This window comes from Rathayibacter sp. Leaf185 (genome assembly GCF_001423885.1).
GTDB lineage: Bacteria > Actinomycetota > Actinomycetes > Actinomycetales > Microbacteriaceae > Rathayibacter.
In genome coordinates this window covers 129,164-142,174 of sequence record NZ_LMPP01000003.1, presented here as the reverse complement: position 1 = coordinate 142,174, position 13,011 = coordinate 129,164, and the positions used below count along the sequence as shown (strand labels likewise).

The window sequence follows — 13,011 nt, the reverse complement described above, 5'->3', positions numbered from 1 at the left end:
GCGCGTGACCGGCCGGCGCCTGAAGTCGACGGCGATCCTCGGGATCGTCCTGCTCGCGGCGCTCGAGCTGACCTCCTCCACGCAGACCTGGTTCACGCTCACCCTCGTCGCGACGGTCGGCGACGGCGCGGCCCTCGACGTGGTCGGCACCGTCGCCGCCCCCGCCCTCTCAGCGCTGGCCCTGGCGGGTCTCGCTCTGGCCGCCGCCCTCGCCATCGCCGGCCCCGCCTTCCGGGTGGTACTCGGCGTGCTGCAGGTCGTCCTCGGAGGGTCGGTGGTGCTGGCCGCGTCGACCGCGCTCGGAGACCCGGTGCGGGCGGGCGGCTCGCTCGTCACGAATGCGACCGCGATCGCTGGTCAGGAGTCGGTGGCCGCCCTCGTCGACTCCTCCACCTCGACTGCGTGGCCCCTCGTCGCACTCGTCGCCGGAGTCGTCACCGCCGTTCTCGGCGTCGTGGTGGTCGCGACCGTCCGCCGCTGGCCCGATGCGAAGAAGAAGCGCGCCTCGCGGTTCGAGCCGGCCGACGGCTACGGCCACGGAGCGTCGACCGTCGAGACCGAGGAGGGCACCATCGATCCCGTGGTCTCCTGGGACGAGCTGTCGCGCGGCGACGACCCCACCTCCGGCCGCTGAGGCGCGGGCCGCTCGGGCGCCGCACGCTAGACTGCTGGGGTCCCGATGCACGTCCAGGAGGAGACCCATGAGCACCGAGCACGACGACGACAACCACGGCCACTCGCCCGCAGCGTGGACGGCCATCGTCATCATGCTGGTCGGCTTCACCGTGGGCACGGTCGCGTTCTTCTTCGACCAGGCGATCGTGGTGTGGCTCTCCGCCGCCCTCGTGATCGTGGGCCTGCTCGTCGGCGTGGTCATGGCGCGGATGGGCTACGGCGTCGACGGCGCCAAGGCCAACCCGAAGGCGCGCGCGTAGAGTGCTCGCCGATCTGACCGCCGGCGCCCTGGCCGACGCGGCCCGCCGCCGCGAGAGCGCACCCCTCGACGTCGTCGAGCGCCGCGCCTCCGAGCGACCGCCCGCGATCGACGCCCTCGCCGCGCTCTCGCCGGCCGAGCGCGTGCGCATCATCGCCGAGGTCAAGCGCTCGAGCCCGTCACGCGGAGCCCTCGCCGAGATCCCCGACCCGGCAGATCTGGCCTCGAAGTACGAGCTCGGCGGTGCGAGCGCGATCAGCGTCCTCACCGAGGAGCGCCGCTTCAAGGGCTCGCTCGCCGACCTCGAGGCCGTGCGCGCCCGCGTCTCGGTCCCCGTGCTGCGCAAGGACTTCATCGCCGAGCCCTACCAGGTGCTCGAAGCCCGAGCGGCGGGCGCCGACCTCGTTCTGCTCATCGTGGCCGCGCTCGAGCAGAGCGTCCTCACCGAGCTGCACGAGCTCATCCTGCAGCTCGGGATGACCCCGCTCGTCGAGACCCACTCGGCCGACGAGCTCGCCCGCGCGGCCGACCTCGGCGCTCGCCTCATCGGCGTCAACGCCCGCGATCTCTCGACCTTCGAGCTCGACCGCGACCTCTTCGGCCGCCTCTCCGAGCGCTTCCCGTCCGACGCGGTGAAGGTCGCCGAATCGGCGGTCCTCTCGGCCGACGACGTCGCGCACTACCGCCGCGCCGGCGCCGACGTCGTCCTCGTGGGCGAAGCGCTCGTCACCGGCGGCGACCCCGTCTCCACCCTCGCCGGTTTCCTGGCGCACTGAACCCCGTCTGGCGGTATCCCATGGCTCTCCGAGACGAACTCGGTCCCTACTTCGGCGACTTCGGCGGACGCTACGTCCCCGAGTCCCTCGTCGAGGCGCTCGACGAGCTGAGCGCCGAGTACGAGCGCACCAAGGTCGATCCCGCCTTCCAGGCGGAGCTGACCGAGCTGCACCGCAGCTACACCGGGCGTCCCTCGATCATCACCGAGGTGCCCCGCTTCGCCGAGCACGCGGGCGGTGCGCGGATCATCCTCAAGCGCGAGGACCTCAACCACACCGGCTCGCACAAGATCAACAACGTGCTCGGCCAGGCGCTGCTGACCAAGCGCATCGGCAAGACCCGCGTCATCGCCGAGACGGGCGCCGGTCAGCACGGGGTCGCCGCCGCCACCGCTGCCGCGCTCTTCGGGCTCGACTGCGTCGTCTACATGGGTGAGGTCGACACCGAGCGCCAGGCGCTCAACGTGGCCCGGATGCGGCTGCTCGGCGCCGAGGTCGTGTCGGTGACGACCGGCTCGCGCACCCTCAAGGACGCGATCAACGACGCGATGCGCGACTGGGTCACGAACGTCGAGACGACAAACTACATCTTCGGCACCGTGGCGGGCCCGCACCCGTTCCCGGCCCTCGTGCGCGACTTCCAGAAGATCATCGGCGAGGAGGCGCGCGAGCAGGTCCTCGCGCTCACCGGCTCCCTGCCCACCGCGGTCACCGCCTGCGTCGGCGGCGGCTCCAACGCGATGGGGATCTTCCACGCGTTCCTCGACGACCCCGAGGTGCGTCTCGTCGGCTTCGAGGCGGGCGGCGACGGAGTCGACACTCCGCGTCACGCGGCGACCATCACCAAGGGCCGCCCCGGCGTCCTGCACGGCGCTCGCACCTTCCTCCTGCAGGACGAGGACGGGCAGACCACCGAGTCGCACTCGATCTCGGCGGGCCTCGACTACCCCGGCGTCGGGCCCGAGCACTCCTGGCTCGCGAGCATCGGCCGCGCCGACTACCGGCCCGTCACCGATGCCGCCGCCATGGACGCCCTGATGCTGCTCAGCCGCACCGAGGGCATCATCCCCGCCATCGAGTCCGCCCACGCTCTGGCCGGCACGCTCGAGCTCGGCCGTGAGCTCGGCCCCGAGGCGACCATCCTCGTCAACCTCAGCGGCCGCGGCGACAAGGACATGACCACCGCTGCGCGCTACTTCGGCCTGATCGACCAGGGAGCGGTGCAGTCGTGAGCGGCATCGGACCGAGCGTCGCCGAGACCGTCCGCCGCCGCAACGTCGAGGCGGCGGGTGCTCTCATCGGCTACCTCCCCGTCGGCTTCCCCGACCTCGCGACCAGCATCGACGCGGCGGTCGCCCTCGCCGAGAACGGTGTCGACGCGATCGAGCTGGGCCTGCCCTACTCCGATCCCGTGATGGACGGCCCCGTGATCCAGGAGGCGACCCAGGCCGCGATCGCCGGTGGCTTCCGCCTCCGCCACGGCTTCGAGGCAGTCCGCGAGATCCGCGCCCGTGTCGACGTGCCGGTACTCGTCATGACCTACTACAACCCGGTGCTGCAGTACGGCGTCGAGCGCTTCGCGACCGACCTCGCCGAGGCGGGCGGCTCCGGCCTCATCACTCCCGACCTCATCCCCGACGAGGGGGCGGAGTGGATCGCCGTGTCCGAGCGGCTCGGCCTCGACCGCGTGTTCCTCGCGGCCCCGTCCTCGACGGATGAGCGCCTGCGCCAGACGGTCGAGCAGAGCCGCGGCTTCGTCTACGCCGTCTCGACGATGGGCATCACCGGTGCCCGCGCCGACGTCGACCGCGCCGCCCGCACCCTGGTCGACCGGCTCCGCGAAGCGGGATCCGACAATGCCTGCGTCGGCGTCGGAGTCTCGACCGGCGCGCAGGTCGCCGAGATCCTCGCCTACGCCGACGGTGCGATCGTCGGCTCCGCGCTCGTCCGCGCCCTCGCCTCCGGGGGAGTGACCGCGGTCGCCGAGACCGCGCGAGGCCTCGCCGAGGGCACGCGCGCCGCATCCGCTCGCTGACGAGCTCCCACTACACTCGGGATGCCCACCGGGTGCGCTGTCGGCGTGCCCGTGGGAATCCCTCCTTCGAAAGGTCGACCTGACGGTGTCCCTGCCGCTGAGCATCCCGAGCCCGCCCGAGGCGTGGAGTCAGTACGACTTCACCATCGCGAACTTCACGTTCTCGATCCACACCTACGCGCTGTGCATCCTCGCGGGCATCGTGGTCGCCACGATCATGACCAACCGCCGCCTCGTGAAGCGCGGTGCGGAGCCGTGGGTCGTGCTCGACATCATCATCTGGGCCGTGCCGCTCGGCATCGTCGGCGCCCGTGTCTTCCACGTGCTGACGCACCCCGGCGACTACTTCTACGCGGGTGCGGACCCGTGGGAGGTCATCCGGATCTGGAACGGCGGCAACGCGATCTTCGGCGGGCTGATCGGCGGCGCCGTCGGCGCCTGGATCGGCTGCCGGTGGACCGGCGTGCGCTTCTGGACGTTCGCCGACGCCCTCGCTCCCGGGATGCTCGCCGCGCAGGCGCTCGGCCGTCTCGGCAACTGGTTCAACGCCGAGCTCTACGGGCTCCCGACGACCCTGCCGTGGGGGCTCGAGATCCCGACCAGCAACCCGGCGTTCCCCGTCGGCCTCCCCGCCGGCACTCTGTTCCACCCCACCTTCCTCTACGAGATCCTCTGGAACGTCGTCGGCATCGCGGTGATCCTGCTGCTCGAGCGCAAGTTCAAGCTCCAGTGGGGCACCGTGTTCGCGGCCTACCTGATCTGGTACGGCGTCGGCCGCACCTGGTTCGAGTCGATCCGCATCGACCCGAGCGAGGTCTTCTGGGGCATCCGCACCAATGTGTGGGCCGCGCTGATCGCCGTGGTGATCGGCCTCGTCCTGATCGTCATCCAGCAGCGCGAGCACACCGGAGCCGAGCCCTCCGCCTACCGTCGCGGCCGCGAGTGGACGCCCGCCCCGGCTGCGGTAGAATTCGAGGACGTCGACTCCGACTCGACGCAACCCTCCACTGCTGATTCCGGCGACGACGCCGAGAAGACGACGGTCTCCCGCACCTGACGGAGGCCACGGGATCCCCGTGACCTCTCGACCGATGCCCGATGATCGGTCGATCATCCCGCGGGGCCGATGCCACAAGCGCTGACCCGGGCCGGATCGATCACGTGCTCGACTCGATCGGGCGCTCCTCCCCTGTGTGACCTCCACCTCCGTCACCTCGCAGACACGGCCCTCCCGATCGGGGAGCCGCTCCTCCATCACCACCGCGGGCCAGCGACGTCCCGATCCGCCACAACTCTCGTGAAGACGGTTCCCATGGCACCTGCCCAGCCCTCGCCCCGCGTCTCCTCCGTGCCGTTCCTCGGCACTCCGGCGGCCCAGGGGATGTACGACCCGTCGGCCGAGAAGGACGCCTGCGGTCTCGCGATGGTCGCCACCATGCGCGGCACCGCCGGTCACGACATCATCGACCTCGCCCTGGAGGCGCTGCGGCACCTCGAGCACCGCGGCGCCGTCGGCTCGGACGCCGGCACCGGTGACGGCGCGGGCATCATCACGCAGATCCCCGACGACTTCCTCCGTGCAGTCGCGCCCTTCGAGCTGCCCGCCGTCGGCCAGTACGCGGTCGGCAACGCCTTCCTGCCGGTCGACGTCTTCGAGCGCGAGCGCGTCAAGTCGACCATCGCCGAGATCGCCCGCGAAGAGAACCTCTCCGTCCTCGGCTGGCGCTCCGTCCCGGTCCAGCCCGACGAGATCGGCACCCTGGCCCGCGCCGCGATGCCCGCCATCGAGCAGCTCTACCTCACGAGCGACCTCACCGACGAGAGCGGAGTGCCGCTCGCCTCGGTGCGCCTGGACCGCCTGACCTTCCGCCTCCGCAAGCGCGTCGAGCGCGAGCTCGAGGTCTACTTCATGTCGCTCTCGAGCCGCACGATGGTCTACAAGGGCATGGTCACGACCCTCCAGCTCGAGCCGTTCTACCCCGACCTCTCGGACGAGCGCTTCGCCTCGAAGCTCGCCCTCGTGCACTCGCGCTACTCGACGAACACGTTCCCGTCGTGGCCGCTCGCGCAGCCGTTCCGGATGATCGCGCACAACGGCGAGATCAACACCGTCCAGGGCAACCGCAACTGGATGCGCGCCCGCCAGTCGCAGCTGAAGAGCCCCCTCCTGGGCGACCTCTCGCCGCTGTTCCCGATGGTCTCACCGGGCCGCAGCGACTCCGCCTCCTTCGACGAGACGGTCGAGCTGCTCAACCTCGCCGGGCGCTCGCTGCCGCACGCGATCATGATGATGGTCCCGGAGGCGTGGGAGAACCAGGCCGCCGCCATCGACCAGAAGCGCCGCGCGTTCTACGAGTACCACTCGATGCTCATGGAGCCGTGGGACGGACCCGCCGCGATCGTCTTCACCGACGGCGAGCTCGTCGGCGCGACCCTCGACCGCAACGGCCTCCGCCCCGGCCGCTACGTCGTCACCGACGACGGCCTCGTCGTGCTCGCGAGCGAGATCGGCGTGCTCGACATCGACCCGGCGAAGATCGTCCGCAAGGGGCGCCTCCAGCCCGGCCGCATGTTCCTGGTCGACACCGAGCAGGGCCGCATCGTCGAGGACGAGGAGATCAAGGCGCAGCTCGCCGAGTCCGGTCCGTTCGAGGAGTGGCTCGATGCGGGCCGCATCAACCTCAAGGACCTGCCCGAGCGCGAGCACATCGTGCACACGCCGGCGTCGGTCAACCGCCGCCAGCGCACCTTCGGCTACACCGAGGAGGAGGTCCGCCTCCTGCTGCTGCCGATGGCCAAGGCCGGAGCCGAGCCGCTCGGCGCGATGGGATCCGACACCCCGGTCGCGGTGCTCTCGAAGCGCCCGCGCCTCCTGTTCGACTACTTCACGCAGGCCTTCGCGCAGGTCACCAATCCGCCGCTCGACTCCATCCGCGAGGAGGTCGTCACCTCGCTGCGCCTGGGGCTCGGCCCCGAGCGCAACCTGCTCTCCTCCGGAGCCGAGCACGCGCGCCAGGTCGTCCTCGACTTCCCGGTGATCGACAACGACGAGCTCGCCAAGATCCAGCACATCGCCCCGCGCCCGCTGAGCCACATCACGACGACGATCCGCGGGCTCTACCGCGTCGACGCCGGCCCCCGCGCCATGCAGGACCGGATCGACGAGATGTGCGACGAGGCCGACGAGGCGATCGCGGCCGGAGCCCAGTTCCTCGTGCTGTCCGACCGCGACTCCACGAAGGACTTCGCGCCGATCCCGTCGCTGCTGATGCTCGCGGCCGTGCACCACCACCTGATCCGCACCCAGAACCGGATGCGCGTCGGGCTGGTCGTCGAGGCCGGGGACGTCCGCGAGGTGCACCACGTCGCCACGCTGATCGGCTACGGCGCCTCGGCGGTCAACCCGTACCTCGCGATGGAGACGTGTGAAGACCTCGTCCGCAGCGGCATGCTGTCGGACATCACGCCCGAGAAGGCGGTCAAGAACGTGATCAAGGCGCTCGGTAAGGGCGTCCTCAAGATCATGTCCAAGATGGGGATCTCGACCGTGTCGAGCTACGCCGGCGCCCAGACCTTCGAGGCCGTGGGACTCAGCCAGCAGTTCGTCGACCAGTACTTCACCGGCACCGTCTCGAAGCTCGGCGGTATCGGGATCGACGTGGTCGCCGAGGAGAACGCCGCGCGCCACCGCGCCGCGTACCCCGAGGACGGCGCGATCATCGCGCACGAGCGCCTCGCGGTCGGCGGCGAGTACCAGTGGCGCCGCGACGGAGCCCCGCACCTGTTCAACCCCGACACGGTGTTCCGCCTGCAGCACTCGACCCGCAACCGCCGCTACGACGTGTTCCGCGAGTACACCAAGATGGTCGACGACCAGTCGACCTCGCTGATGACCCTCCGCGGGATGTTCGCGCTCGACACCGCGGGTCGCACGCCCGTCCCGATCGACGAGGTCGAGCCGGTCGAGTCGATCGTCAAGCGCTTCTCGACGGGAGCGATGAGCTACGGCTCCATCTCGCCGGAGGCGCACGAGACGCTGGCCATCGCGATGAACCGCCTCGGCGCCAAGTCGAACACCGGCGAGGGCGGCGAGGACACCGAGCGCCTGCTCGACCCCGAGCGCCGCTCCGCGATCAAGCAGGTCGCCTCGGGACGCTTCGGCGTCACGAGCATGTACCTGACCCACGCCGACGACATCCAGATCAAGCTCGCGCAGGGCGCCAAGCCCGGCGAGGGCGGTCAGCTGCCGCCGACGAAGGTCTACCCGTGGATCGCGCGCACCCGCCACGCCACCGCGGGCGTCGGGCTCATCTCGCCGCCTCCGCACCACGACATCTACTCGATCGAGGACCTCAAGCAGCTGATCTTCGACCTCAAGCGGGCGAACCCGTCGGCGCGCATCCACGCCAAGCTGGTCAGCCAGTCGGGCATCGGAGCGGTCGCCGCCGGCACCGCGAAGGCCCTCGCCGACGTCATCCTGGTCTCGGGCCACGACGGCGGCACCGGGGCCAGCCCCGTGAACTCGCTCAAGCACGCCGGTACTCCGTGGGAGCTCGGCCTCGCCGAGACGCAGCAGACGCTGATGCTCAACGGCATGCGCGACCGCGTCGTGGTGCAGGTGGACGGCCAGATGAAGACCGGCCGCGACGTCGTCATCGGCGCTCTGCTGGGCGCCGAGGAGTTCGGCTTCGCGACGGCTCCGCTGATCGTCGAGGGCTGCATCATGATGCGCGTCTGCCACCTCGACACCTGCCCGGTGGGCGTCGCGACGCAGAACCCCGAGCTGCGCAAGCGCTTCTCCGGCAAGCCCGAGTTCGTCGTCAACTTCTTCGAGTTCATCGCGCAGGAGGTGCGCGAGTACCTCTCGCAGCTCGGCTTCCGCAGCATCGACGAGATCGTCGGGCACCGCGAGCTGCTCGACGTCAACGGAGCGATCGAGCACTGGAAGGCGAGCGGCCTCGACCTCACGCCGATCCTCGTGGGCCCCGTCTTCTCGGCGGAGGAGCCGCGCCGCCACAGCCGCGCCCAGGAGCACGAGCTCGAGCACCACTTCGACAACGAGCTGATCCGCCTGTCGGCGAACGTGCTCGACCACCGCGGCACCGTCGTCATCGAGCGCGAGATCAAGAACACCGAGCGCGCGGTCGGCACGATGCTGGGTCACGAGGTGACCGTCCGCTACGGCGAGAACGGGCTCCCCGCCGGCTCGATCACGGTCGTCCTGCGCGGCTCCGCCGGTCAGTCGCTCGGCGCGTTCCTCCCCGCAGGAATCACCCTGCGGCTCGAGGGCGACTCGAACGACTACGTCGGCAAGGGGCTCTCGGGTGGCCAGATCGTGGTGCGGCCCGACCGGCTCAGCACGTTCGACGCGTCGACCAACGTCATCGCGGGCAACGTCATCGGCTACGGGGCGACCCAGGGCACGATGTTCATCCGCGGCATGGTCGGCGAGCGCTTCCTGGTCCGCAATTCCGGAGCGACCGCGGTCGTCGAGGGAGTGGGCGACCACGCGCTCGAGTACATGACGGGCGGGCTCGCGGTGATCCTCGGCGCGACCGGGCGGAACCTCGGCGCGGGCATGTCCGGCGGCACGGCGTACATCCACGACCTGCAGCGCGAGCTCGTGAACCGCGACGCCCTCGCCTCGGGAGAGCTGACGCTCTCCGAGCTCGGCAGCGCCGACGTCGAGATCCTCCGCGATCTCCTCGAGCGGCACGTGGCCGAGACCGAGTCGACCCTGGCCCAGGGGATGCTCGACGATTTCGACGGAACCGTCTCGCGTTTCGTCAAGGTACTGCCCCGCGACTTCGCCGCCGTGCTCGCTACGCGTGCATCGGCAGTGGAGGAGGGGCTCGACCCCGACGGCGAGATCGTCTGGGGACGGATTCTGGAGGTGACCGGTGGCTGATCCCAAGGGGTTCCTGAAGGTGCAGGACCGGGAGCTGCCCAAGCGGCGTCCCGTGTCCGTCCGCCTGATGGACTGGAAAGAGGTCTACGAGCAGGGCGACTCCGCCGTCCTGCGCCGTCAGGCCGGCCGCTGCATGGACTGCGGTATCCCGTTCTGCCACAAGGGCTGCCCGCTCGGGAACCTCATCCCCGAGTGGAACGACCTGATGTGGCGCGGCGAGGGCCGCCAGGCGATCGAGCGCCTGCACGCGACGAACAACTTCCCGGAGTTCACGGGCCGGCTCTGCCCGGCCCCGTGCGAGTCGTCGTGCGTGCTGGGCATCAACCAGCCCGCGGTCACGATCAAGCAGATCGAGGTCTCGATCATCGATCAGGCCTTCGGCAACGACTGGGTGCAGCCGCACCCGCCCGAGCGCCTGACCGGCAAGACGGTCGCCGTCGTCGGCTCCGGCCCTGCCGGCCTCGCCGCCGCTCAGCAGCTCACCCGCGCCGGTCACACGGTCGCGGTCTACGAGCGCGACGACCGCATCGGCGGGCTCCTGCGCTACGGCATCCCCGACTTCAAGATGGAGAAGAAGCACCTCGAGCTGCGTCTGAACCAGATGAAGGCCGAGGGCACCCGCTTCCGCGCCGGAGTCGACATCGGCTCCGACATCACGTGGGACGACCTCCGTGCGCGCTACGACGCCGTCGTGGTCGCGACGGGCGCCCTCGTTCCGCGGGACCTGCCGATCCCCGGCCGCGACCTCTCGGGTGTGCACTTCGCCATGGAGTACCTGGTGCAGTCCAACCACGCCATCGCGGGCGATCGCGTCTTCGAGCAGATCTCGGCCGAGGGCAAGCACGTCGTGGTCCTCGGCGGAGGCGACACCGGCGCGGACTGCATCGGCACCGCCCACCGCCAGAAGGCCGCCTCGGTGACCAACCTGGCGATCGGCAAGCAGCCGCCGTCGGAGCGTCCCGAGGGCCAGCCCTGGCCGATGGACCCCACGGTGTTCGAGGTCTCGAGCGCCCACGAGGAGGGCGGGGAGCGGATGTTCCTCGCCTCGACCGTGGAGTTCCTCTCGAACGAGGTCGGCGAGGTCCGCGCGGTCCGCGTGGCCGAGACCGAGTACCTCGACGGGCGACGCGTCCCCAAGGCCGGCACCGAGCGCGAGATCCCGGCCGACCTCGTCCTGCTCGCGCTCGGGTTCACCGGTCCGGAGTCGCACCAGCTCGCCGGTCAGCTCGACGTGCCGTTCACGGAGCGCGGCAATGTCGACCGCGGAGCCAATTTCGAGACCAGCGTCCCCGGCGTGTTCGTGGCCGGAGACGCGGGCCGCGGGCAGTCCCTCATCGTCTGGGCGATCGCCGAGGGTCGCTCCGTCGCGGCCGAGGTCGACCGCTACCTCGAGGGGACGACGCAGCTCCCCGCGCCCGTCGGCCCCAACGACCGGGGCTTCACGCTCTAGTCGCAGGGACGCGATAGTCTCTGCCCGCCAGCAATCCCAGCTCACCCTCCCCGCTAACGACGCGCCTCCGGGCGCAGAACATCGGAGCACCCCCTCAATGAGACGAGCGAAAATCGTCGCCACCCTCGGCCCGGCAACGTCGTCGTACGAGACCATTCGTGCGATCATCGACGCCGGCGTGGACGTGTGTCGCATGAACCTCAGCCACGGCAGCTACGACGTGCACGAGGCGATCTACCGGATCGTCCGCCAGGCGGCCGACGACGCCGGCCGGGCCGTCGCGATCCTCGTCGACCTCCAGGGTCCGAAGATCCGCCTGGGCAAGTTCGAGGGCGGACCGTACCCCCTCGCCGAGGGCGACGTCTTCACGATCACCACCGAGGAGGTCCTCGGGACGAAGGAGCTCTCGGGCACCACGTTCAAGGGCCTCCCCGACGACGTGAACCCGGGCGACATGCTCCTCATCGACGACGGCAAGGTCGCTGTCCGCGTCACCGCCGTCGACGGCCCGCGCGTCATCACCGAGTGCGTCGTCCCCGGCAACATCTCGAACAACAAGGGCATCAACCTGCCCGGTGTCGCGGTCAACGTCCCCGCCCTCTCGCAGAAGGACGAGGACGACCTCCGCTGGGGCATCCGCCTCGGAGCCGACATCATCGCGCTGTCCTTCGTGCGCAACGCGAGCGACATCGTCCGCGTGCACGAGATCATGGCGGAGGAGGGCCGCAAGGCTCCCGTCATCGCAAAGATCGAGAAGCCGCAGGCGGTCGACAACCTGCAGGAGATCATCGACGTCTTCGACGGCATCATGGTCGCCCGCGGCGACCTCGGCGTCGAGCTGCCCCTCGAGGCCGTCCCGATCGTGCAGAAGCGCGCCGTCGAGCTCGCCCGTCGCTGGGCCAAGCCCGTCATCGTCGCGACCCAGATGCTCGAGTCGATGATCGAGAGCCCGCGCCCCACCCGCGCCGAGGCCTCCGACGTCGCGAACGCGATCCTCGACGGAGCCGACGCGGTCATGCTCTCGGGCGAGACCAGCGTCGGAGCCTGGCCGGTCGTCACCGTCCAGACCATGGCGCGCATCGTCGAGTCGACCGAGGAGCACGGCCTCGAGCGGATCCCCCCGCTCGGCAGCAAGCCGCGCACCCAGGGCGGCTCGGTCACCCTGGCCGCCGCCGAGGTCGCCGAGTTCGTCGAGGCCAAGTTCCTCTGCGTGTTCACCGAGTCGGGCGACTCCGTCCGCCGGATGACGCGCCTGCGCCACGGCATCCCCATCATCGGCTTCACGCCCGAGGCTGCGGTCCGCCGCCGCATGGCGCTCAACTGGGGCGTGCAGTCCTTCGTGACGCCCCGCGTGAACCACACGGACGCGATGTTCGCGCAGGTCGACGAGGTGCTCCTCCGCGAGGGCCTCGCCGAGCCCGGCGAGACCGTCGTCGTCGTCTCCGGATCCCCTCCCGGCCGCGCCGGCACCACGAACGACATGCGCGTGCACGTCGTCGGCTCGTCCACTTCGGACAAGCCCGTGGAGAACTGGGACCACTGAGTCCCTGCAGAGGGCCCGGCCGCAGTGCGGCCGGGCCCTCTGTCGACGGTCTCCTCGCTTCGCTCGTCGACCGTCGCGCGGTCGGCTTTCCGGGGTGGTCGCGCTGGGAGGAGCGTGGTGCGTTCCGGGTACGACGATCCGCTCGAACGCGGATCGCCGGTGACCCTGGCCCTCTGTCGACGGTCTCCTCGCTTCGCTCGTCGACCGTCGCGCGGTCGGCTACCGTGCGTGGTTGCGCTGGGAGAAGCGTGTCCCGTTCCGGGTACGACGATCCGCTCGAACGCGGATCGCCGGTGACCCTGGCCCTTTGCCGACGGTCTCCTCGCTTCGCTCGTCGACCGTCGCGCGGTCGGCTACCGTGCGTG

General features: G+C 70.5%; 9 protein-coding genes. All 9 read left to right on the top strand.

From position 1 onward, the window contains the following. Positions 1 to 4 precede the first annotated feature (4 nt). The 9 genes from ASG06_RS12980 to pyk all read left to right on the top strand — a co-directional run bounded on the left by ASG06_RS12980 (position 5) and on the right by pyk (position 12,646). Positions 5 to 634, top strand: coding sequence for a Trp biosynthesis-associated membrane protein (locus ASG06_RS12980; protein WP_056042882.1), 630 nt, complete (start codon positions 5 to 7; stop codon positions 632 to 634). Between the two features lie 67 nt (positions 635 to 701). Further along, positions 702 to 935 (top strand): DUF6704 family protein, encoded by a 234-nt coding sequence (locus ASG06_RS12975; protein ID WP_056042880.1) that lies wholly within the window; start codon positions 702 to 704, stop codon positions 933 to 935. 1 nt (position 936) lies between these two features. Then, positions 937 to 1,710: an indole-3-glycerol phosphate synthase TrpC gene (gene trpC, locus ASG06_RS12970; protein WP_056042878.1), complete on the top strand. Its 774-nt coding sequence runs from the start codon at positions 937 to 939 to the stop codon at positions 1,708 to 1,710. A 20-nt stretch (positions 1,711 to 1,730) separates the two neighbouring features. Next, positions 1,731 to 2,942 (top strand): tryptophan synthase subunit beta, encoded by a 1,212-nt coding sequence (gene trpB, locus ASG06_RS12965; protein ID WP_056042873.1) that lies wholly within the window; start codon positions 1,731 to 1,733, stop codon positions 2,940 to 2,942. Further along, positions 2,939 to 3,745: a tryptophan synthase subunit alpha gene (gene trpA / locus ASG06_RS12960; protein WP_056042871.1), complete on the top strand. Its 807-nt coding sequence runs from the start codon at positions 2,939 to 2,941 to the stop codon at positions 3,743 to 3,745. Before trpB ends, trpA begins: the two co-directional genes overlap by 4 nt. An 85-nt stretch (positions 3,746 to 3,830) precedes the next feature. Beyond that, a complete protein-coding gene (lgt, locus tag ASG06_RS12955; protein WP_268788331.1) occupies positions 3,831 to 4,802 on the top strand; it encodes a prolipoprotein diacylglyceryl transferase in 972 nt (323 codons plus the stop codon). 255 nt (positions 4,803 to 5,057) lie between these two features. Next, positions 5,058 to 9,653: a glutamate synthase large subunit gene (gltB, locus tag ASG06_RS12950; RefSeq protein WP_056042867.1), complete on the top strand. Its 4,596-nt coding sequence runs from the start codon at positions 5,058 to 5,060 to the stop codon at positions 9,651 to 9,653. Further along, positions 9,646 to 11,103 carry a glutamate synthase subunit beta gene (locus ASG06_RS12945; protein ID WP_056042865.1) on the top strand — a complete coding sequence of 486 codons (1,458 nt, stop codon included), beginning with the start codon at positions 9,646 to 9,648 and terminating at the stop codon, positions 11,101 to 11,103. Before gltB ends, ASG06_RS12945 begins: the two co-directional genes overlap by 8 nt. A gap of 97 nt (positions 11,104 to 11,200) precedes the next feature. Continuing rightward, entirely contained in the window at positions 11,201 to 12,646 is a 1,446-nt protein-coding gene (pyk, locus tag ASG06_RS12940; RefSeq protein ID WP_056042863.1) for a pyruvate kinase, read from the top strand. The last annotated feature ends 365 nt before the right edge of the window (positions 12,647 to 13,011 follow it).

What these genes read in the sequence shown, in the direction of transcription:
- ASG06_RS12975 (WP_056042880.1), top strand. Translation starts at nt 702, where the DNA reads ATGAGCACCGAGCACGACGACGACAACCACGGCCACTCGCCCGCAGCG.
- trpB (WP_056042873.1), top strand. Translation starts at nt 1,731, where the DNA reads ATGGCTCTCCGAGACGAACTCGGTCCCTACTTCGGCGACTTCGGCGGA.
- gltB (WP_056042867.1), top strand. Translation starts at nt 5,058, where the DNA reads ATGGCACCTGCCCAGCCCTCGCCCCGCGTCTCCTCCGTGCCGTTCCTC.
- pyk (WP_056042863.1), top strand. Translation starts at nt 11,201, where the DNA reads ATGAGACGAGCGAAAATCGTCGCCACCCTCGGCCCGGCAACGTCGTCG.